Annotated in this window: 21 protein-coding genes; 6 read left to right on the forward strand and 15 right to left on the reverse strand. The window is 42.0% G+C overall.

The window, feature by feature from the left end; genetic code table 11:
• Positions 1-411: 411 nt before the first annotated feature.
• The 4 genes from thsA to EO98_RS06280 form a co-directional block, all read right to left on the reverse strand.
• Positions 412-2055 carry a thermosome subunit alpha gene (gene thsA / locus EO98_RS06260; protein WP_048139346.1) on the reverse strand — a complete coding sequence of 548 codons (1644 nt, stop codon included), beginning with the start codon at positions 2053-2055 and terminating at the stop codon, positions 412-414.
• A 467-nt stretch (positions 2056-2522) separates the two neighbouring features.
• Positions 2523-3227, reverse strand: coding sequence for a ribose 5-phosphate isomerase A (gene rpiA, locus EO98_RS06270; protein WP_048139342.1), 705 nt, complete (start codon positions 3225-3227; stop codon positions 2523-2525).
• Between the two features lie 92 nt (positions 3228-3319).
• The gene (gene aspS / locus EO98_RS06275; RefSeq protein ID WP_048131432.1) at positions 3320-4654 is read right to left on the reverse strand and encodes an aspartate--tRNA(Asn) ligase; all 1335 of its coding nucleotides are present in this window, start codon (positions 4652-4654) and stop codon (positions 3320-3322) included.
• 519 nt (positions 4655-5173) lie between these two features.
• Entirely contained in the window at positions 5174-6079 is a 906-nt protein-coding gene (locus tag EO98_RS06280; protein WP_048139340.1) for a hypothetical protein, read from the reverse strand.
• 635 nt (positions 6080-6714) lie between these two features.
• On the opposite strand from EO98_RS06280, the gene EO98_RS06285 reads away from it, so the two are divergent.
• Both EO98_RS06285 and EO98_RS06290 read left to right on the forward strand, forming a co-directional pair.
• The gene (locus tag EO98_RS06285; RefSeq protein WP_048139339.1) at positions 6715-7125 is read left to right on the forward strand and encodes a cupredoxin family copper-binding protein; all 411 of its coding nucleotides are present in this window, start codon (positions 6715-6717) and stop codon (positions 7123-7125) included.
• 685 nt (positions 7126-7810) lie between these two features.
• Positions 7811-8551 carry a metallophosphoesterase family protein gene (locus EO98_RS06290; RefSeq protein ID WP_082098497.1) on the forward strand — a complete coding sequence of 247 codons (741 nt, stop codon included), beginning with the start codon at positions 7811-7813 and terminating at the stop codon, positions 8549-8551.
• Between the two features lie 173 nt (positions 8552-8724).
• Here the strand turns inward: EO98_RS06290 and EO98_RS17755 are convergent, their stop codons facing one another.
• Positions 8725-9372, reverse strand: a complete 648-nt coding sequence (locus tag EO98_RS17755; protein WP_235284780.1) for a phosphoribosyltransferase — start codon at positions 9370-9372, stop codon at positions 8725-8727.
• Positions 9373-9832: 460 nt separating this feature from the next.
• Here EO98_RS17755 and EO98_RS06300 point away from each other — a divergent pair, with 460 nt between their 5' ends.
• The 3 genes from EO98_RS06300 to EO98_RS06305 all read left to right on the forward strand — a co-directional run bounded on the left by EO98_RS06300 (position 9833) and on the right by EO98_RS06305 (position 11725).
• Complete coding sequence (locus EO98_RS06300) at positions 9833-10027, forward strand: hypothetical protein (protein WP_048139334.1); 195 nt, start codon at positions 9833-9835, stop codon at positions 10025-10027.
• A gap of 494 nt (positions 10028-10521) precedes the next feature.
• On the forward strand, positions 10522-10695 hold the full coding sequence (locus tag EO98_RS18305) for a hypothetical protein (RefSeq protein WP_156161041.1): 174 nt from the start codon (positions 10522-10524) through the stop codon (positions 10693-10695).
• Positions 10696-10807: 112 nt separating this feature from the next.
• Positions 10808-11725, forward strand: coding sequence for a hypothetical protein (locus EO98_RS06305; protein WP_235283540.1), 918 nt, complete (start codon positions 10808-10810; stop codon positions 11723-11725).
• Positions 11726-11842: 117 nt separating this feature from the next.
• On the opposite strand, the gene EO98_RS06310 is transcribed toward EO98_RS06305, so the two are convergent.
• From EO98_RS06310 to EO98_RS06325, 4 genes are all read right to left on the reverse strand, one after another.
• Entirely contained in the window at positions 11843-13204 is a 1362-nt protein-coding gene (locus tag EO98_RS06310; protein WP_048139333.1) for a PFL family protein, read from the reverse strand.
• A 26-nt stretch (positions 13205-13230) separates the two neighbouring features.
• Positions 13231-13509, reverse strand: coding sequence for an ACT domain-containing protein (locus tag EO98_RS06315; protein WP_048139331.1), 279 nt, complete (start codon positions 13507-13509; stop codon positions 13231-13233).
• A 325-nt stretch (positions 13510-13834) separates the two neighbouring features.
• On the reverse strand, positions 13835-14383 hold the full coding sequence (locus EO98_RS06320; protein ID WP_255350261.1) for a shikimate kinase: 549 nt from the start codon (positions 14381-14383) through the stop codon (positions 13835-13837).
• A 325-nt stretch (positions 14384-14708) separates the two neighbouring features.
• Positions 14709-15125, reverse strand: a complete 417-nt coding sequence (locus EO98_RS06325; RefSeq protein ID WP_235283967.1) for a hypothetical protein — start codon at positions 15123-15125, stop codon at positions 14709-14711.
• A gap of 182 nt (positions 15126-15307) precedes the next feature.
• Between EO98_RS06325 and EO98_RS18310 the strand changes: the two genes are divergently transcribed.
• Complete coding sequence (locus EO98_RS18310) at positions 15308-15484, forward strand: hypothetical protein (protein WP_156161042.1); 177 nt, start codon at positions 15308-15310, stop codon at positions 15482-15484.
• 190 nt (positions 15485-15674) lie between these two features.
• Here EO98_RS18310 and EO98_RS06330 read toward each other — a convergent pair whose 3' ends face one another.
• The 6 genes from EO98_RS06330 to EO98_RS06355 all read right to left on the reverse strand — a co-directional run bounded on the left by EO98_RS06330 (position 15675) and on the right by EO98_RS06355 (position 21262).
• Positions 15675-16208, reverse strand: a complete 534-nt coding sequence (locus EO98_RS06330; RefSeq protein WP_048131426.1) for a tRNA (cytidine(56)-2'-O)-methyltransferase — start codon at positions 16206-16208, stop codon at positions 15675-15677.
• An 82-nt stretch (positions 16209-16290) separates the two neighbouring features.
• Entirely contained in the window at positions 16291-17811 is a 1521-nt protein-coding gene (locus EO98_RS06335; RefSeq protein ID WP_048139327.1) for an AMP phosphorylase, read from the reverse strand.
• 315 nt (positions 17812-18126) lie between these two features.
• Complete coding sequence (locus EO98_RS06340) at positions 18127-19002, reverse strand: DMT family transporter (protein WP_048139325.1); 876 nt, start codon at positions 19000-19002, stop codon at positions 18127-18129.
• Positions 19003-19200: 198 nt separating this feature from the next.
• Positions 19201-19407 (reverse strand): hypothetical protein, encoded by a 207-nt coding sequence (locus tag EO98_RS06345; protein WP_048131423.1) that lies wholly within the window; start codon positions 19405-19407, stop codon positions 19201-19203.
• Between the two features lie 540 nt (positions 19408-19947).
• Complete coding sequence (locus tag EO98_RS06350) at positions 19948-20265, reverse strand: hypothetical protein (RefSeq protein WP_048139323.1); 318 nt, start codon at positions 20263-20265, stop codon at positions 19948-19950.
• Positions 20246-21262, reverse strand: coding sequence for a hypothetical protein (locus EO98_RS06355; protein WP_156161043.1), 1017 nt, complete (start codon positions 21260-21262; stop codon positions 20246-20248). The genes EO98_RS06350 and EO98_RS06355 overlap by 20 nt, the downstream gene beginning before the upstream one ends.

Below are 21262 nucleotides of genomic sequence, written 5' to 3' on the forward strand. Positions count from 1 at the left end.
TAAGGGTCAGTTTGAGAGTCCAGTGATTTGCCCTCCATTTCCCGGAGACCAGAAACATGCAGCTTGAAAAGTATCCTGTAAATTGAGTTTTCTGGTTAGCCAAAAGCTGGACTTTAAATCCTCTAAATTATTTTCAATTCAAATATAAAATTTACTTACATATATAATTGAGGTAGTTTAATGATAGTTTAATGGTAGAAAATAATAGAGAAATCATAAGATCGAAGATAAAAACAGATAATCTTAAAAGAGGAAAGTAAAACAGATAATCTAAAAATCCAAAAAGAAGAAAATAAACCTGAAGTGGTGACACTTCTTCCGAAAAAGGGAGTTGCAGAAAAGAATCTGCAACTTTTCCTGTAATAAACTAAGTTACTTCCTTTTCAATTGTTAAACTGAAAGGGTCAGGTTTTACCTGCGCATATTAAGTGCAGGTGCTGACATGCCGTCGTAGGTACTTGCCATATGCTCGGGTCTGACTTCCTGCATTGAGGAACTCTGGGCGCGGAGCATACTGTCCACACGAAGCACCATTGCCGCAGTTTCGGAGCCTGCTTTGATGGAGTTAACCTTTACCCTGAGAGGGTCAACAACACCTTTTTCAAGCATATCTTCAGCAGCACCGGTCAGGATATTTAAACCGGCGTTTTTGTTTTCTGCATGCTTTGCGCGGAGGTTCAGGATGGTGTCGATGGTATCCAGGCCTGCGTTTCTTGCAATTGTCCTTGGAATCTCTTCAAGAGCTTCAGCAAAAGCTGTGATTGCCGTCTGTTCACGTCCACCTATGCTGGAAGCGTAAGAACGGAGTAGGAGTGCAACTTCCATTTCCGAAGCCCCACCTCCGGCAACGACCTTGCCGTCTTCAACCACACATTTCACAACTTTAAGGGCATCATCAATTGCACGTTCCAGGTTGTCCACCACATGCTCGGTCCCGCCGCGAAGAACGATTGATACTGATTTTGCACCCTTGCAGTCCCTGAGGTAGGTTTTACCCTGGTCGCCGTCTCTGTCCTGCTCAAGGAGCCCTGCGTGCCCGAGTTCTTTTTCTGTAAGTTCCTTTATGTTCCTTACAGGTCTGCCTCCTGTAGCGTCAGCGAGGTGCTGCATATCGTCGTTTTTCACCCTGCGGGTTGCGTATATCCCCATGCTCTGGAGGTAGGCTGCGATCTTGTCATCCATGCCCTTGGAGCAGAAGACAGCATTTGCGCCTGCCCTGATTATGTAATCCGCCATCTCAAAAAGGGCCGCATCCTCTTGCTTTACGAAATTTTCGATATCAATTACGTTGCTGATCTGAAGCTTTGCCTTGTTTGCGGTCTTTTCGGTCTCCATAGGAGTATCAATGAGCGCGATATTGGGATTTACAACCCTGAGCGAGAAGTTTTTATCGAGTGCAACCTTGTCGATCACAACTCCCTCCACAAATTCCGTATTCTCAACAAGCCCACCGATATCTTTTGTAAGTATAATGTTTTTAAGGTCGGCTTTTCCTTCCTCATGAATGGCAAGAACTGCATCCACGCAGAGTTCTGCAATCAAACGGTTGTATTTTTCGGAAGCTTTGCCAGTGATGGAGGTTCTGGCAGTTTTTATAAGCAACTCTTTGTCTTCCTCGCCTGCAGTAACTGCCAGGTTCTCTAAAATCTCAACAGCTTTCTCTGCTGCAAGTTTGTATCCTTTGACAACAACTGACGGGTGGATTCCCTTTTCAATGATGCCTTCTGCTTTTTCCAGCAGAGCACCTGTGAACACAACAGCGCTTGTGGTCCCGTCACCTGCAGAACTTTCCAGTGACTGAGCAACTTCCACAAGCATCTTAGCTGTCGGATGCTCAATGGACATATCGTGTAAAATAGTAGCACCGTCATTTGTGATGGTGATGTCCCCCAGAGGGTTCACAAGCATCTTATCCATGCCTCGGGGTCCAAGCGTACTCTTAACTATGGTTGCTACTGCTTTTGCAGCTGCAATATTCATGCTGAGTACATCTTTTCCCTTTGTTTGTTCTTTTCTCGGATCTATTATGAAGATTTGCTGGCCACCTTTGTCCATATGAACAAAACCTCCTGAAAATACATAGTATGAATTGAAGGATAAATAATTGATAATTTGAAGTTGTTTTCTGGCTTGCGGTTGCTTTATCTCAGGTATCAAACCCAAGAACCCTGTTTTGCGCAATTTGTTTAACTTGCAGATAGTAATTTATCAGGAAATTACTGATAATACTTCTATAAAAATATTCCGGTAATACCTGTGATTTTTCAAAATAAACGCTGTTTCCGCTTCCTGTTATGCTGTGATGAAAAAGGCAGTACCCTGTCCTGCTTGCCACAGGGACCTGAAGGAAAATGTTTGCAGGAAGCACTTCTGCCTTTAATTTCTATTACTTAAAAGAATATTTTAATAGATTCATTCTTTTAAGTGAAATATCGGTTTTTATGCTCTTTTCCAGGGAATTTATTTGTGATTCTGTTTATTTCTACCGAGTTATCCGGCTTATTTTTACCTGGTTATCCGGCTTATTTTTGCTGTGTTATAATCTTCACAGACCCGTCTTTATTTCCTATGTAAAGCTCATCCACATTGCAAAAAATCCCATGCTCAACCACTCCTGGAATTGCAGATAGTTGAAGAGCAAGAGCTTCCGGATCTTTTATAACACCAAATTCTGCATCAAGGACAAAGTTCCCGTTATCCGTTATTACAGGCCCGTCTTTTTTTACAGCAGACCTGAGTTGTGGTTTTCCACCCAGTTCCAGAATTTTCTTTACGGCAAGTTCTTTTGCAAAAGGCAGGACTTCCACAGGCACGGTTTTATCAAGCTGCGTGCTCGTTTTCGACTCATCAGCTACAACCACAAACCGTTTTGCAGAAACAGAAACGATCTTTTCCCTTGTATGAGCTGCCCCTCCTCCTTTAATGGCACGGAGTTCGGAGTCGATCTGGTCAGCTCCATCAATGGCAAGGTCCAGTTCAGGGTGCTGGGAAAGGGTGGTCAGCCTGATTCCGGCATCTATCGCGAGCATCTCGGATTGGTAAGAGGTGACAACCCCCAGAATATCGAGCCCTTCCTCCCGCACAAGGCGTCCAAGTTCCTTTATGGTGTATGCAACTGTTGAGCCTGTGCCCAGTCCAACAATCATTCCGGGGCTGACAAGCCTGGCTGCAGCAATCCCAGCTGCCCGTTTTTCGGGAGAATCAGTAGAAGTATTTCTTTCCGTCATTTTATGTTCCGCCTTTAAGATTTAAAAAAGTTAACAACTATTTTTCAAAAACAGGAAATCCTTTCAAGCTTAAATGAAAAAATTGGAGGGTTTCAGGGAGAAAGTCTTCTCCTGTCCCTCGGGAAGAGTACTGTATCCCTGATATTGCCAGTTCCAAGCATGGTCATGACAAAACGTTCACAGCCCATTCCCCATCCGGCATGCGGAGGCATTCCGTATTCGAAAGCTTTAAGGTAAAACTCAAAACCGTCAGGGTTTAAGCCCTGTGATTCGATCCGGCTCTTGAGCAGGTCAGGAATGTGAATCCGCTGAGCTCCTGAGGAAAGCTCCATTGTACGGTGCATCATGTCAAAGGACTTGCTGAATTCAGGCCTGTCCTCATAAGGCATGGCATAGAAAGGTTTGATCTCCGTGGGCCAGTCGATAATGAAGTAGTGGGATTCGCCTGTAGTTTCGTAGACATAATCTCCGACTGTGTGTTCCCCGAGAGTTCCAAGATCATCTCCCCAGTGCATTTTCTCTTCAGAACGGCTGTTTATGATCTCGATTACCTCGTCATATGTAAGCTTCAGGAAAGGAGTCTTCGGGACCTTAAGCTCAACCCCGAGTGCTTCAAGGGAGACTTTGCAGTTCTCAATTACACGGGCATAGACGTAAGCAACCAGGTTTTCCAGAATTTCCATTACATCGAAGTGGTCGGCAAAGCTGACTTCGACATCGATGGAAGTGGCTTCGTTTAAGTGCCTGCGCGTATCATGCTCTTCTGCCCTGAAGATGGGGCCGATTTCAAAGACCCTGTCAAACCCGCCGCTCATGAGGATCTGCTTGAAGAGCTGGGGGCTCTGGTTGAGGAAGGCTTCCCTATCAAAATAGGTGATCGGGAAAAGTGCAGTTCCACCTTCGGTAGCTGTAGCAACGACCTTGGGGGTTGCTGTTTCAATAAAGTTATTCTTTACGAAATATTCCCTGATTGCCTGGAGAGACTCATGCCTTATCTTAAAAACCGCAGTTGTCTCGGCTCTTCTAAGATCTATAAAACGGGAGTCAAGCCTCGTGTCAAGTTCGGCTTCCACCTTTCCGGTTGTGTCCATAGGAAGAGGGGAAGCTGCACCGTTCAGGACATTGATCTCGTCAGGAAGCATTTCATAACCGTTCGGAGCTTTTTCTTCAAATTTGACAGAGCCGGTTACGGAAATTACGGACTCGCGAACGAGCCTTCTTGCTGCATCGAAGAGTTCTTTGTCAATTTTTTTCTTTACGAGTGTGACCTGAGCCTTTCCTTCCCTGTCCCTGAGAACAACGAAACAGATCCCTCCGAGGTCTCTGACTTCATGGACCCAGCCTGCGAGGGTTATTTTCTGACCGTTATCAACATTTTCTGGCTTGACATCGGCTGTATAATGTGTTCTGAGATTTGCTAAAGACATAAATTCACCTTGATTAGGGAATAAATTAAACGTAAATATAAGAATGAAGCTGAAACGTAGGTGAATAGTCATAACTCATTATTAATGTATTTGTTGCACCGCCCGAATTTCGCTTCGGGAGCACGAAGTCCTTTTCGCTCGCTTTGCTCGCTCAAGAGGACTAATTTATAAACTAAGTTTAACAGCACACACTAATTGATACTGAATATTTTCCTTATTTTTGACCTTAGGAATAGCCAGTCTGATTGATAACCATTCACATCTAACATGCCTTTAAAGAGGCGATTTTACATTCTCTTGCGGTTTTGTTTGTGTATGCTTAATAAATAATAATCCTACAGAAAAAGAAAAAGTTAAAGTGAAATTTCGGTTCTCTTTTTTCTCTTTTTGAATTAAAGATTCAGGAGTCTAAGTCTGCCATGTTATTTGAAAAAATATTAGCTATGTGAAGGTGAACAACCAACAATAAGCTTCTAAATTGGATATAATAAAATGTGTAGGACAAGCTTTAAAAAATCCTTACTCTCTGTATATTGCAATTGGTGTTATAGCTATCTCTGGATACGTGACAGACTGCGCCATCTTTTCGAGATTTCTATTTGCATCAAAAAGTCTTTGAAGTGCGTTTTCTATTTGATTACCCGTCATATTTAACATGTCATTAGATCTATTTTCAGGTGGTATTGAGGCAATCTGACCAAAAATAGTCCAATCCGATACTGGTGCAGTACCATATTTGTATATTATGCTTTCAATATCATCACGTAAATATATTTTATTTAAGTTGCCCACAAAACGAAAATCTGGATATTCTCTAAATGGAAAAATCTTGATTACTATCCTATCTTGGTAAAACATATCAATAACAAGAGTCAAACCCTTTCTTGTATCTTTATCAAAATTACTAAGAGATTTATTTACTAAGTCATCATAAGCCAATTTAGCTTGTGCTTTAGACAACTCTGTTCTATTAGCTATGTCGCACCTTGCAACAAATTTCGATAATTCATCAAAATTTTCTACAAGTTTTCTAAGCTGACTAAAATCATTAATGGCAATTTTTCCTTTGATCAAAATGAAAGAATTGTCAGTAAGTGAATTTCTTAAATCTTCAGAACACACACAAATTTCTTCATTTGGTATTCTAAGCAATTGACTTTCATTTAAAAGTAGTTTTTCGACTTTATTGTATATGTAATCGTGAAGATATTTTGTTTCAGATAATTGCCGATGAAAATTTAAGTTTAAATCGGCTTCTGCTTTAAAAAATCCAAATAATCCACCTTCTCCACATAAAGTTGATCCTTCGGAACTTCCGCTAAAGATTTGTGTTTGATCAATTAATCCCTCTTCTAACTGCGAAATGATCGACTTGACTCTATCAATATCTATATAAATGAAATCTCTTACGCATCGAGCATTCATCGTAAAACCCTCTAAATTTAGAGTTATTTTCTATCTTGACACGCTATAAAAATGTTACATATTCGACAGATATACAAAAGTTATAATAGTACATTCGGTTCCGATCTCTTTCGATAACAACGCCATTTCTTGGCAACTCACATAAATTCAATATTTCATCATTTATGCAAGAAGGAAGACACAGCGAGGACCCCATAAACTCCCTAGCCATCTTCATTTCCAAGAAAGCCTCCCAACCATTATACGCGAGAAAATGTACGCTGGGGGGTATGTAGACGCGAACTACACAGAATACCAGAGCGTCTAAGTTTGACATTCCACAAGTCGGAATCCCTTTTTCTAAGATACCACCTCATCAGGGTGTAAGCTGAGGCAGTGTCGCTAATTTGCTGTAAATTTAAAATCAACTTTTTTGGAGACTGTATGTGAAACTAATCTACTTATCCCAATTCTTGACTCAAAAACCTCTTAAAATTTGGAATTTTACAGAAAAATTGACAAGCTACCCTTGAATTTTAATACCGTTTTCGAGTTTTAGACTCTTTAATAGGAAAATGGAAACCAGAAAATAGATAAATAAGGGATAAAACTGGAATATAGGCGTAAAAAGTGAGGTTTAGAGGAGACAAAATAGCGTGAGAAAGAAACTAATAATTTTTCTGATAATTCTTGGTGTGTTTTTTGCTGTGGGCTGTGTTGAGAATAAAGATTCGGGAGAAACTGCGCCTACCACACCTGTAGAGGAAGCGGATAATAGAGGAGCAGCAGGAAACGAAGAGAATGTGACAGGAGCAGAGGATGATATTGTTGATATCGAGATCCGGGGCTACAAATACATACCCCAAAACCTTACTGTGAAAGTTGGACAGACTGTCAGGTGGACTAACAACGATACTGTTCTCCATGATGTGGTAGGTTCGGGTATTAAATCCGAGTACCTTCAAAAGGGAGAGGCATTTACTTACACATTTGAAGAGGAAGGAACATATGAGTATGTATGCAAAATACACCCCTGGATGGCAGGAGAGGTAATTGCAGAGGTCTGAATAGAGAAGAGAGTTCCTTAAACGAGCTTAGCAAGAATCAAAGGCTGATAAGGAGTGGAGGTTAATAAATCATCACATATCGGCACTCTGGAAATGAGATTCTGAACTGTTGGAAAGGTACGCTGGAAGATCGATTGAACACGCATTTTTTGTAGTAAATATTTGTAGTAAATATTTGTAGTAAATATTTGTAGTAAATATTTTGTAGAATATTTTGTAGAATATTTTTTTATAAACTCCAAAACTTGAAAAACGGAATTCAATTTCATTATAAGTTCAAAACCCAAAAACAGGGATCTTTTTTAAAAAAATCAAAGTTGCGCTGGCGTACCCCGCAGCAAGCTAGCGGGGTATTCGACTGATAATAAAAACCTTTTCTGCGAGTCCAGATCTGGCGCGCGCCCGGATTGCATAGAAAAGAGAGGCTGAAATAACTGGAGAGATTATTTTATTTAGATATTTATTTTTGTGCTTATTGTTCATGAATGAAAATTAACTACATATTAATACAGTTTAAATGGGGTTGAATTATAAAGCCTCTTAATTATAACGAATTATAATTAGATTTACAAAAATATGTGTTTTTCACAGATACCTATATATAATGTTACTGAACTCCAGGGTTCTGAATACAACTAGTATTATAATATTATAAAATTTCAGAGAAAAGAAGGAGTAAAAAATTATACAGATTGTACATCTATCAGATCTTCATTTTTCAGAAGCGTATTTTGTCCCGGAAATTGCAGAATCCATGCTGCAGAGCATAAATCAGCTGAACCCGGACATTGTGGTAATTACCGGCGACCTGACAGAAAATGGGTTTTCAGCCGAATACGATGGAGTAAAGAAGTTTATTGACAGGATTGCGTGTAAAGACAAGGTCCTTGTTCCTGGAAACCACGACTCCAAAAATGCAGGATATATTCACTTTGAAGACCTTTTTGAAAATAGGTTCTCAAACCGGAATCTCGGGGGTGTAACCGTTGTAGGGGTTGACTCCTCCCAGCCGGACATTGACGAAGGGCACCTGGGAAGAGAAAACTACGGCTGGATCAAAGAAGCCTTTTCCGGGCAGAATTTTAAGATCTTTGCCCTGCACCACCACCTTGTCCCGATCCCTCTTTCGGGCAGAGAAAACAGCGTCCTTGTCGATGCAGGCGATGTCCTTGATCTCCTGAACCGCTGCAAAGTAAACCTTGTACTTTGCGGGCACTGCCACATTCCTCATGTCTGGAACCTGAACAACATGCTCGTTGTAAACGCAGGTACCTTCTGTTCATCCAAGACCAGAGGCAAAACCACGCAGTGCTTTAATCTGATCCAGGCTGAAAACGAAAATTCAGATAATAACAACTGGAAGGTCAGGGTTTCCAGGGTTTTCCCGCAGGGGAAAATGGAACTGATCACAAAAACAGTAATGTGAGGGTGCATAAGAAATTTTGACATTTCTTTGTCGCCGTATTTTCCTTCCTTTTTTATTTTTAATTACTCTGATCGGGCTGCGAAAAGTCTGCGAAACGGCTGCAAAAAGGCTGCAAAATCAGTGTCAATAAACCAGAAAATCGGATGAAATTAATTACAGTTAGACGAAATTAATTACATATACTTCCTCCGGATCCGCCATCCGACCAGATTATCCGTTTCAACCCTCTCAACCTCTTTTCTCTCAGCCAGGTCATCCAGAATTTCAAGAAGCTCTTTTTCCTCAATTTCAATCTCGTACCTGTCTTTAAACTCAGCAGTGAGCCGGGAGATATCAAGAGTCCTGTCCCCGAGAATCTTTTCCGCAAACCCTGCCAGATCCTCATAGCGAGCCCAGGGGTAGATTATCCAGCGCCACCTGATAACCTTCTGGCCATAGAAATCCGGAGTGAAGGAAGAACAGGTCTTGTGCTGGAGGACTGCAGTTTTGATTTCAGCAGGTCTCAGGCTCTGCACGTAGTCAACCGAAAGGTCCAGGGTCTCTCCGGTATCAGTGACGTCGTCAATGATGAGCACTTTTTTCCCACTGATGTCCACGGAGATGGGAAACTTTATCCTCGCTTCTGCCTGCATATCCGCACCCCTCATGTAGTGCTCAACCTTCATAGAAGTCAGGTCATTGAAAAGCAAAAAATCGCAAACCAGCCTTCCAGGCACATAGCCTCCCCTCCCTATGGCAACGATCAGGTCGGGCTGGTAACCTGAAGCTTTGATTTTCCGGACAAGAAGCCTGGAAAGACGAAAAACCTCTCCAAAGCTTATGAGCTCGCACCTGAAAGATACTTTTTTTGCAGGAGAGCACCTGGACTGCAGAGCTGCTTTTTCATTTTCGGTGTTCAGATTAATCGCCTTCTGCCTGTATGTCTTCTGCTGATATTCTTTCTGCCTGTATTAGATTCATCAGTAAAACCGTAAAGTAAATGAGAAACTTATCCTTCCAGTAGTTGACATAAGCCCGGATAAAAAATGCATCCTTTTATCGGACTCCGGGAGAAAACAGAAGTAAAAAGTATATTTGAAAAACATCTCCCGATTTTGATCCCCCAATTATAATTTTACTGGAAAATATATAAGGTTACTTCTGCAAAAGAATAAAGGATCTTCTCCTGTTTATTAATTCTAAACAACCTTTAGATTGACTATTCCAAGGTTCTGAAACCTTAAAAACCAAAATAGACAGCCGGATAAAAAATAAAAACCTAACTCGACTGAAAAAACAGAAATGGGCTTCAAAAGCGGTAAAAAACGGCATTTTTATATACCTGCATTCCAGTACTATTTTTACAGACAAAAAGGATTTTTCTTGATAGTTTTTAAAAGGAGGATAACAGTTATGGATTTTAAAGCAATTCTTGCAATACTTGCATTCTGCACTCTTTACTACATCTACCACTATTCATCCGGCGCCATAGTCTGAGAAAAAATTGTAGAAAAAGGAGTGTAAAGCTATGGATTTTAAAGCAATTCTTGCATTATTAGTCTTTGCCGTCCTTTACTATATATACCATTATTCCAACGGAGCCATAGCCTGAAAAGAAAAAAAGAAGAGTAATGCGAGAGACTCCATAAAACTACATTATAAGATCCAATGGATATGATTGCATTATGTATGAGTGCTGTATCCGGACTTATAAAATATTTTAATTTAGTATTAAAATTACCTGGTTCTACCTAAAATTCTAAGATCTGTGGAAACAAGAATGGAGAAAGTGTATTTTTCAGGGATATTTTATGTATATATTTAATTCGATTTTAATCGCACCCTTACTCATTTTTTGGCATATTTTTTTCTTACGCTTAATTTTCTGTTACCTCTGAGCTAAAAGACTCAGGGATTTTACGCTTTGTTCTATAAATGCTGTAGAGGATTGCATCATAGACTTGAAAATTCATCTTATTACCTGAAAATATTTGAACCAGGGAAAACATAAATATAATGTAAATTCGGGGGAGAAACAGAGGATAGGGGGGATTGATAAAATAAGGGATTTTTTAAAAAGAATAGACTTAAAAGCTTTTCTTGCAATTCTCGTTTTTCTGACACTTTATTATATATACCATTTTTCTGGCGGAGCTATAGATTAAAAACAAATAAAATAGAAAGATCAAAAGAAATACATATTAAAGCAGTAACGGACGTCTTAGAAGTACTCATAAAAAGAGAAACAGGGGTATTATACTAATAAAGGCATAACTGATGAAAAGGAGCTTCAAAGCTGTGCTTTCAGGAGAAAATGATCAAGCAATGCATAAAGGGCTGGATTCCATCGATGAGGAGTTTGATGAAGGAGTCAGCCAGGCTCTTACCTCCCTGACAGAGATAGGTAAAGGTTACCTTAGCGAAAGAAAGGAACTGGAAGCTGAGAAGACGGTATCTTCCATAAAAGAAATAGGACAGGCTGCTGCCCTTCAGGGTATGGAAAACGCAGCAGTCAATGCTATAAGATCCCTGGAGAAGATGCTCCAGATCTCAATGAAACAGAACATGGAAGGCACAACTGTCAGGGTCCTGCTCTCTTTTGGGGCTATAGGGAAAATCGCCGCCGAACAGCAACTTGAGATGGTAGCCAAACTTGCAGCATCGGTGCTGGGGGAAAGCGGGAACACGGCGGCTCTCCTCAACAGGGAAAGAGAAACCATTGCTGTTACAATCAGCCTTGGGGAAATTGGAAAAGCGGTTGCCAGGATGAAATTCCCTGATTATTCAGAAAATGCCGCTATATGTATCACCTGCCTTGGAGAAACCGGGAAACTGGCTGCTCAGAAAACCCTTGAAGAAGCTGCAATAGGAGCAGAACTTATGTTAGAAGAGATGGCTGCAGCAGCCATGGAAGAAAACCTTCAAAGTGCGGCAGGAAGTATCGCAACTTCTATTGAGGAGATAGGAAAAAGCGCTGAAGAAGAAGAGATGGAAAATGCCGTTTTCCAGGCTGCATCCGCACTCCAGACAATTATAAGCAGTGCTGGGAACAGATACCTGAATGATGCCTCGATTGCAGCAAAGGTTGCCCTTGAATCTTTTAACGAATTTGATATAATAAACGACGAAGCCAGTATAAGGAAAATAGAAGAAATCAGGGAAATGATGAGAGCACTGTGGATGAATACGAAGTAAAAAACGGTAAAAACAATGAAAGTAAAAAACAATGAAAGTAAAAAACGGTAAAAACAAAAAATAATCCCAAAAAATAATCCCAAAAAATAATTCCGGAAAAAGGTTCCGGAAGTATCTTTAATTTGTAAGAGACTGGATAGGAGCCGGAATTCTTCCTCCCCGCTTTACGAAAGTCTCCGAACTGAAATTGCTTACTGCCATAATAGGTGCACTTCCGAGCAGCCCGCCGAATTCCACGGAGTCTCCCACTCTTTTTCCGGGTGCGGGAATCAACCTGACTGCAGTTGTCTTTTTGTTTATTACCCCAATTGCCATCTCATCAGCAATGATTGCCGAGAGAGTAGTCGCAGGGGTATCACCGGGGACTGCTATCATGTCAAGACCAACGGAACAGACGCAGGTCATGGCTTCGAGTTTTTCGAGAGAAAGAGCCCCGGCTCTAACTGCTTCGATCATGCCTGCGTCCTCACTGACCGGAATGAAAGCCCCGCTGAGGCCTCCTACTGAAGAAGAAGCCATTGCTCCGCCCTTTTTTACGGCATCGTTAAGAAGTGCAAGGGCAGCAGTTGTTCCGTGGGTTCCACAGCGCTCAAGCCCCATGGCTTCCAGAATCGCGGCAACACTATCCCCGATTTCCGGAGTTGGAGCAAGCGAGAGGTCGAGAATCCCGAATTCCACACCAAGCCTTCTAGAGACTTCCCTTCCGACCATCTCTCCCATGCGTGTGATTTTGAAGGCTGTCTTTTTGATCGTCTCGGAAATTTCTGTAAGGTTAGGGTTTTCAAGTTCGCGAACGGCTGCGTTAACCACGCCCGGCCCACTTACACCCACATTGATAACACACTCTGGTTCACCTATTCCGTGAAAAGCTCCTGCCATAAAGGGGTTGTCTTCAGGGGCATTTGCAAAAACCACCAGTTTGGCACAGCCTATCCCGTCTCTGTCAGCAGTTAATTCCGCAGTCTTTTTGATTATATTTCCCATCAAGCCGACTGCATCCATGTTAATGCCTGCTTTTGTGGTTGCAACGTTTACGGACGAGCAGACCTTTTCAGTAGAGGCAAGAGCTTCAGGAATGGAATTTATCAGTTTGAGGTCTCCCCGGGTTTCCCCTTTATGCACAAGGGCGCTGAATCCTCCTATAAAGTCCACACCTGCGGCCTTTGCAGCTTCATCCATTGTCTTTGCAACGGAAACGAAGTCCGGAGATTTGCAGCTTTCAGCCACTATCGCTATGGGAGTTACGGAAATCCGCCTGTTGATAATAGGAATTCCATAAAGGCTCTGGATTTCATTCGTTGTCCGGACAAGCTCCTTTGCCCGGGAAGTTATTTTTTCATAGATGTTCTCGTTGAAAACCTCAATATCAGGGTGGCTGCAGTCCCGGAGGCTGATTCCCATAGTGACGGTCCTTATGTCCAGGTGTTCCATCCTGACCATCTGAATTGTTTCCAGAATTTCTTTCGGGTTTATAAGCATGAAAAATCCTCCTGCGTTCTCACAGATCAGATCCTGTGCATGAAACGGAAAGCATCTTCATGCTGCACCTTGATCTCAACTCCAAGGCTCTTTCCTTCGGCACCCATAGCCTGCTGGAAAGCCGCAAGGTCAAAGTTTTCCTTCGGGGCTTCTGCAAGCATGATCATGGTAAAGATGCCCTGCATGATAGTCTGGCTGATATCGACAATATTTACATTGTAACTGGCCATCACCGTGGTGACCCTCGCAACAATACCTACCCTGTCACTGCCAATAACCGTGATAATGAAACGACTTGATGTCATGAAATATCTCCTGTTGATCCTGCTTTATTCTACAGGTTAATACATGAAAACTATAAACAAAGAAATTTTGTTCAGATTGAAGACCTGATAGATAATAAAGTAAACTGCTCAGCCCCTAAGTAAACTGCTCCAGTCCCTAAGTAAACTGCTTCAGCCCCTAAGTAAACTGCTCCAGCCCTGAAGTAAAACCTCTAATACTGAAGTAGATGCTCTGATCCCGCTATAACTAAAAATCTTGAGAGAGTATGTAAAAGAAACCGGGTTTGGAAATAAAACAATATCGAAGTCGGGTTAACCCGCCATCTATGAAAAGCTGATCCTTAGATCAGGCCTCCGTCTCAAAACAGAGCTGGATTATCTTCCCCATAATCCCCTTAATATTTTCCCTTCCTTTAAGTTTTATTGAAAAATCAGCATACTTAGAATACAGAACCAGCCTTTCTTCAAAAAGTTCTTTAAGGCTTCTGTCCCTGAGCCCTACTATGCCCCTCTTTCTTGCGTTAGGGATCCTTTTTACGATGCTTCTGAAAGGAGCGTCCAGAAAGACTATCTTTGAGATTTCTTTTAAGTGTCCCATGGCTTTTTCGGAATAAACCACACTTCCGCCAGGAGAGATGATACAGTTATCCATCTGTCCAAGCCCCAGAATAGCTTCTTCTTCAAACCTGATAAGAGCGTAATCGCCCTGTTTATCAATCAGGGCTTGAAGAGGCAATCCAGTCCTCTGCGTAATCAGGCCATCGACATCAATAAAAGTATAATCCAGGTGCTTTGCAAGTGCCCTTCCGATAGTACTTTTCCCCGCTCCTGCCATGCCAATTAATGTTATGTTCATTGCCACACGCTTCCTGCCTGCAAAAATCAAGGAATTCACTGACTGAAATTCCCATAGGTGAAAGGCCTGCAGTCCATAAGTTATCAGGACAAAATATAATCTTCTGCTATATAAAATATACAACGCTAGTATTTTTAAAAAAAAGCAAAATTATGAGATGCGTCTTGAATTTCTTACGTCTGACCCGGAACTACCCGGACAGGTTTTACTATTATTGAGATAATTTTATGCAAAAAGTTCATAAAGTTTAGAATATTGCCCTCTGCTTCACCGCATAAGCAGGAAGAGATAAGGCTTATTCTGTAATGCCATGAAAAAGATTTTCAAAATAATATATTTCAAAATAATATAAGACATTGAGAGGCTATTTCCTAACCTGCTGCTCTTTTCTGTTTACTTGCTGAGAACTCAGGCTGCAAATACATTTTTCAACCTCTTTAGAGGAGTGCATGAAAGCAGAAATATACTCCAGAAGGACAACCCTGCTGCCGGAGATATAATGCCTGAAAAAGCTTCGTGTCGTCAGCTTATCCACATGTTCCAGGGAAACAATTGAAAGGTACATAAGAAGCCGGATAAAAAATACAAGATGGAGCACAAGCATTTTGACCCAGGGGCTGTCAGAACTGATAGCCAGCCCGCAGATCCAGTTGCAGAGCTTGAGAGAGTGCGAGAGCAGCCTGATATTATAAAAGTGCAAAAAAAGAGCCAGGACTGTAAAGAGAAACGCAGATACAGCTAATAAATTAATTTCCTGCGCTGTTAAGTCCATATGGTTCATTAACCCTTATTTCTCGCTATTATTTGAATTTATTCTTTTTTAAGGTCCGGTTTTCAATTTAGATCAGTCAGGCATTTGCTGAAAGCAGGTTTAAGTTTATACTTTCCCATTTAAAGCTCAATCCAGGGAAGTTTATTCAGAAAAAGAGTAAAGAAAACCGGAAGGGATGCCCGACAAATAAAGTGTCTGACCAGAAAAATTTGTCTACCTGCACCCCTGTAACCGGACCTTACCTCAATTTTCCGGAGCCGTTAAAAAATCACACCTATCAGCCCCTTCTTATGGGAAAGAAAACGGAAAATCCGGATATTGCCGTTAGCATGAGGAATGGTCTGCCTATGGACACCCCTCTTATGTAAAACTTATATTTAACACTTATCTACAAATTCGTAATAAGAGGTGAGATCGTGTCTAATTAAAGACTTTAAATCTCAGGGATCTATCTGTATTCAAAAAAATATAAAAATGAAAATTAATAGCCGGGATAATTTATAGCCGGGATAATTTATAGCCGGGATAATTTATAGCCCGGATAATTTATAGTCTGGCTTATTCCCTGACGTTTTCGATTACGTGTTTGCCCCTTTCAGCCGGGATAATTGTCAGTTCGGCACCTGGAAACTCTTTCTCAAGCGGCTCGCCCTCTGCGATCCTGTCCATTGTGATTGCAACTGCCGCAACTTCGGAGTGGGGCTGGCCGCCCACAGCTACGTTCCAGTCAGCGAGCTGGTAAATTTCAGGCGGAACCTTTTCTGCGCCGACAACGATCATGAGCTTTTCGCACTTTTTGAGTTCGCCAGTAACATCTGGCAGGTTAACCCCGTACATGGAAAGGTGACAGACTTTTCCGCCTTCTTCTTTCCAGTTCCTGATTTCCTGCTTGAAGTTAACATTATTTTTAATATAGAAATGCCCACCCCAGCGATTGACCACATCTTCGAGGCTCTGCACAATCCCCGGGTCATCAGAAGCAAGAAGCATGCCTTCAGCTCCCAGCATCCTGGCAGTTAAGCCAACATGGGTGGTAATTCTCTTATCCCTCTCAGGGCGATGCCCCAGGCGCAGCAATACAATCCTCTTCATGCTCGGCTAAAACCCTGACAAGGTATTAAAGGGTTTCACTGAAGTTTCACTGAAACAGGGAAAAAAGGAAAAAATATGGGTATTACTGGAACCCATAAATTCCAGGGATTCTCTTCAGAAGCATGCCTTCGACTATTATCGGGTTTGTTCTCTGGGCCGTTGTCAATGCGATATCGAGCTTGAATTCTTTTTCAGCATAGATTGTGAGAATAGAGTCTCCTTTTTTGACCTGTTCTCCCATTTTCTTGTGGATAGCGACCCCGGCTCCTTTGTCACTCGGAGCTCCTGCAAGCCTGGCAATCTCAATTATCCATTTATTGTCAAACTCGATAACATATCCATCTGTAGAAGCAAAGATATCAGCAGTATACTTGCCTACCTGTATATCATCGGATTTAATATTCGGGTCTCCGCCCTGGGCTTCAATGATCTGTCTCATTTTTTCAAGGGCTTTTCCGCTCCTGAGTGTTTCCAGTGCAATTTCTTTTCCGCGGTCCCTTGGAGCCGCCCCTCCCATCTCAAGAAGAATGCCAGCAAGGGCAGCGCTCTTTTCAATAAGGCTGTTTGGACCTTCCATGCTTTCCAGCACTTTCAGGGCTTCTATGACCTCCAGTGCCGGACCCACCCTTCTTCCTATAGGGGACGAACCGTATGTGATAGCACACTCGACGTTCATTCCGAGCCTGTGCCCCAGGTTGATCAGGTCTCTTGCCAGTTTCTGCCCTTCCTGGACAGTGGGGACCTTTGTGCTTGGCCCGACGGGGATGTCCATTACCACATTATCGGCTCCTATAGCTCCCTTTTTTGCCATGATTGAAGCAAGCATCTGACAGTACGGATCAATGGATAGAGGGTACTCAACTCTGATGAGCTTGTCATCCGCAGGTGCGATATTGGTGGCTCCACCCCAGACAAGAGCACCTCCCACTTTCTCGGTTATCTCCTTGACTTCCTGAGAACTGAACTCAACAGGGCAGAGCACTTCCATGAGGTCTGCAGTGCCTCCGGCACCTGTGATTGCTCTGGAACTTGTCTTTGGGATAAGCAGCCCGTTTGCAGCGACAATAGGGACAACGAGGAGAGAGATCTTGTTTCCGGGTACTCCTCCTATCGAGTGCTTGTCCATGATAGGATGAGTGTCAAATTCGATCCGGTCTCCGCTGTCGATCATAGCCCTTGTCAGCCATTCGACTTCATCATCAGTCATCCCATGAATATAAGAAGATGTTATAAAAGCCGAAAGTTCGACATCACTGAGGTTTTCCTCCACGATGTCATTTACAAGCAATTTAATCTCGTCCTGAACAACAGGTTTTTTGTCCATCATCTTCTTGATAATGCTTGCAGATTTGGAACGGAATGCCGGGACAACTTCTACCGGTTTATCCCAATCCTGGAAGTGCGCATAAACTTCAGAAAAAACTCCAAGCGTGCCCGGAGGAACCATGTCCTCGGTTGTGTCCACAATAGCAGAAAGGCTTTTATGTCCACGGATGCGGACCCTATCTCCGGGATTAATTCCCAGTTCTTTCGCATCGGCAATATTAAATAACGCTTTGTGCTGCCCTATTTTTATGTCAAAATGTTCCAGTTTCAATTGCATTAATTAAACACCATCCTTTTCATTCTCAATATTATTGTGAATTTGTAATTGTAATTTATTTCGTCCGAATCAGACACTCTGCTGGTTTCTAAACCCCGTAAACCGACAGAAAGTCTGAAAAAGATGGAAATTAAGAGCAGAGATAATAGATATCAGGTAAGATCTCAGACCATATAAGATCTTAGACTATAATATTAAACTGAGCTAACATATTAACCGTCATATTATTTTAAGTAGTTCCGTAAAACCTTTTTGGAAGCAAAAGAGACCTCAGGAAGAAAGACTGCAGGAAGAAAAAATAAAAGAAAAAAGGGTTCATTTTCGGTCCTGTATCAGTATAACTGCCGCAAGTACAAGCAGAACCCCTGCTAATTGCCAGCCTGATAGCATTTCCCTGAAAAAGAAAAAACCTACAAGGGTGCCCACAACTGGCTCCACCGTTGCTACTATGGATGCCCTGCTGGATTCGACTTCCTCAAGCCCTTTCGTGTACAGCAGGTAGGCAAGTACGGTGGGAAAAAAGCCCAGGCCTGCAAGGTAGATCCAGAAATTACTCGTAAAAAAAGCTCCTGTAAAATTATCAAAATTGTTAAAAGGCAGAAGAGCCAGGCTTGCAAAAATGAAGGTATAAGCTGCAATTGTCATTGTATGGTACTTTTTGAGGGCAGCTTTTCCGAAAATGCTGTAAAGGGCATATCCGAAACCTGCCCCTAACCCCGTAAGAAGCCCTGACCCGGAAATAGAAACAGAATCCCCGAGCCCCGGAAGATAACCGGTTACAAAAGCGCATCCCACAAGGGTTAGCCCCAGAGAAACAAATTTTTTTGTTTCCAGGCTTTCCCTGAAAAAAACTCTGGAAAGGACTGCAACAAATGCAGGAGCTGTGTAGAGCAAAGTAACGGCAATTGCAATCGAGGTTTCCCTGATTGTGGTAAAATAGCAGAGGTTAAATAAAGCAAGGCTGAAGATGCCTGTTCCCACAAAATAAAGAGAATCCCGAACCCTTATTTTCAGCAGTTCCGGCCTTGTAAAAAGAAGATAAATCAGCATGATTACAGCCGCTGAGAGAACCCTCAGGGTTACAACCTGAAGCGGGGAAAATCCTAAACCATAAAAGCCTCGGACAAAAATCCCTATCGTACCCCACAGGACCGCACCTGCAGCAATCAGTAAATATGCCCGTTTTTGCATTCCGTAACCTTCTTTTGCCAGATCTTCAGTTTAGTGTACCTGTTCCCATTTGAAATCTTCGTTTAGTGGAATTTGTGACCGAAGGATCCAGCTGAAAAAATAGAGCATGATTTGAATAATCACTCATTAAATCAAAAAAGAAAGAGAGAAGAAAGAGAAAAGAAAAAGGAATAAAAATAAGTACGCATTGGAGTTTATTTATTTGTACTTAGATATAGAAACAAGACCCCTGGCAATAGCTATTGCAATAATAGATATCAAGAACGTAGTTAAGAGAACCATGGTAAGATTCTCTTCATCAGCAAATTTGAACATAAAATAGAAGAGAATAGCACTTAACGCTAATCCAACAAGCAGCAAGATTGCTGCAGGTCCTCCCAAAATCTTTTCAGTATCCTTACGCATAAAGACAGTCCCTCCTGAGATAATTCACCAGCAAATTATATTTCCAAATTGTCGTTTCAAATTATTATTTTCAAGTTATCCATTTTAAGGATCTTTAATACTTCAAGAAACCTGAATGTAACAAAATTAAGCGGTAACTACATTTTCTAACGGAAAGAATTGATTTTAATTCATTAAAGCAACCAGAGATGAGAATGCATTATTAAAGGGGATCTCTATAGCTTTAAGCGTACCGATTCTTAATATTTTATAAAAGAATCAGGATTATTGATATATATGCTTCAGGTATTTACAGCCTTCTAAGTATTAAATAAATTTATAGTTTTTGATATTGAAAATCAAATGATACATCTACAGAAGAACCTGTTTTTTGAAATAACAAATTTATCAGGAGAGCGGTCTTGCAAAACAGCCTGTGAAGGACGGGGTATTCGTGACCCTCCGCACTCCATTAGCAGTAAAAGAGTGAGCCTGTATAAAAGTTCGTCAAAAAAATGAGTTGCTTTTGGAAAAGGGATTTCCCTTCTCCAAAAGCTGTGGTCAACGTTTATTCGGAAGAAGGAGCCGGATCATATAAATTCCTATAACCAGGACTATCAAACTGAAGATCGCCTGCATAAGTGCCTGGTACCTTGGATGGAAAAGGGCAATTATCGCTTCTTGCATATTGAAGAAAAAAGAGAAAAGGGCGATGAAAATCAGCGTTACAAGGGCGACCAGCACTGCTGCATTTACGAGTTTTTTAAACGATGCATCATTATTGTCCTGTGCATCCCCTTTCCCAGGCTTTCGGACCCCCATAGCCTGATGATCCGTATCCTTTTCCTCAACGCAGGAATTACCTTCTTCTCCAGTCATATAACCCCTCATTCCCAGATCTCTTACTCTTCAAGCCTTTCCTGTGCATAATACATGCTGTCAGCAAGAGGGCTGCAAATACTATCGCACCCCCAAACCCGGGAGTATCTTCTTTTTCCGGGGCTTCAACAGGCATGTCTTCTTCCATAAGCGGGTAATTTTTGGTAACTTGCCGCTCTATCTGATCCATTTTTATTGGTTCAAGAACTTCGGAAGTGACAATTTCTCGACCATTTTCTTCCACAGTAACCGAAAATGTATATTCGTCCCTTCTAAGGAGCACAAAGCGCACATGCCCTCTAAGCCGGCTTGAACCTTTGACAATCCCGAGTTCGTCACTTTCAGTATATGCGGTGTAGGGATCGGTCCTTGCAGTGATCACCATGGTCAGAGCTTTGGAATCTCCTCCCTGATTATAAACCCCCGGAGAGATATCCACCACAGCCTTTGCGTCCCTATCAGTGAACTGGGTAATTACAAGGTTCATGTCGGTAAGCAGGATATCGGCCGGCTGGTCCGCGAAGGTTTCCGCTTTTATGGTAACAAAGCTGCCCCCTGAATCAAGAAGCTGGCCTTCCTTGAAAAGCTGTACCTCAACCTCATAATCCCCTGGGTCCGCAACTCCCAGAGAAACACTATTGTAGGCCAGGGACCGGGCTTTGATATAACCCATGTCGAGATCTTTTTCTGCCACAATCAACCGGGTTTCCTGATCAATGATCTTGACTTTTACGGAAAGCATCGAACTGTCAGTGTTCTGGTCATTCCGGATATAAGGGGTGACCGTCAGAAGAGCACCCTCACCCTGCGGAGTGGACATCACATCCACATCCTGGATGAAGATCTCCTCATACTCCCTGAAAACGCCTCCGGGGTTCTCAAAACAGCCGGAAGAGGACAAAACCAGGGAAATGCTGATTAAAAATCCAATAAAAAATAATAGGGGAGATTTTTTAGATTTTATCGGAGCCCTGAATCCCATGGAGACCAAACCCAT

It is taken from the genome of Methanosarcina sp. 2.H.T.1A.6, assembly GCF_000979455.1.
Taxonomy (GTDB): Archaea; Halobacteriota; Methanosarcinia; order Methanosarcinales; family Methanosarcinaceae; genus Methanosarcina.

Bases quoted from the DNA above. Each gene is read 5' to 3' on its own strand.
- thsA (WP_048139346.1), bottom strand. From the start codon at position 2,055: ATGGACAAAGGTGGCCAGCAAATCTTCATAATAGATCCGAGAAAAGAA.
- rpiA (WP_048139342.1), bottom strand. From the start codon at position 3,227: ATGACGGAAAGAAATACTTCTACTGATTCTCCCGAAAAACGGGCAGCT.
- aspS (WP_048131432.1), bottom strand. From the start codon at position 4,654: ATGTCTTTAGCAAATCTCAGAACACATTATACAGCCGATGTCAAGCCA.
- EO98_RS06280 (WP_048139340.1), bottom strand. From the start codon at position 6,079: ATGAATGCTCGATGCGTAAGAGATTTCATTTATATAGATATTGATAGA.
- EO98_RS06300 (WP_048139334.1), top strand. From the start codon at position 9,833: ATGGGCTTCAAAAGCGGTAAAAAACGGCATTTTTATATACCTGCATTC.
- EO98_RS06305 (WP_235283540.1), top strand. From the start codon at position 10,808: ATGAAAAGGAGCTTCAAAGCTGTGCTTTCAGGAGAAAATGATCAAGCA.
- EO98_RS06310 (WP_048139333.1), bottom strand. From the start codon at position 13,204: ATGCTTATAAACCCGAAAGAAATTCTGGAAACAATTCAGATGGTCAGG.
- EO98_RS06315 (WP_048139331.1), bottom strand. From the start codon at position 13,509: ATGACATCAAGTCGTTTCATTATCACGGTTATTGGCAGTGACAGGGTA.
- EO98_RS06325 (WP_235283967.1), bottom strand. From the start codon at position 15,125: ATGAACCATATGGACTTAACAGCGCAGGAAATTAATTTATTAGCTGTA.
- EO98_RS06330 (WP_048131426.1), bottom strand. From the start codon at position 16,208: ATGAAGAGGATTGTATTGCTGCGCCTGGGGCATCGCCCTGAGAGGGAT.
- EO98_RS06335 (WP_048139327.1), bottom strand. From the start codon at position 17,811: ATGCAATTGAAACTGGAACATTTTGACATAAAAATAGGGCAGCACAAA.
- EO98_RS06340 (WP_048139325.1), bottom strand. From the start codon at position 19,002: ATGCAAAAACGGGCATATTTACTGATTGCTGCAGGTGCGGTCCTGTGG.
- EO98_RS06345 (WP_048131423.1), bottom strand. From the start codon at position 19,407: ATGCGTAAGGATACTGAAAAGATTTTGGGAGGACCTGCAGCAATCTTG.
- EO98_RS06350 (WP_048139323.1), bottom strand. From the start codon at position 20,265: ATGACTGGAGAAGAAGGTAATTCCTGCGTTGAGGAAAAGGATACGGAT.
- EO98_RS06355 (WP_156161043.1), bottom strand. From the start codon at position 21,262: ATGGGTTTGGTCTCCATGGGATTCAGGGCTCCGATAAAATCTAAAAAA.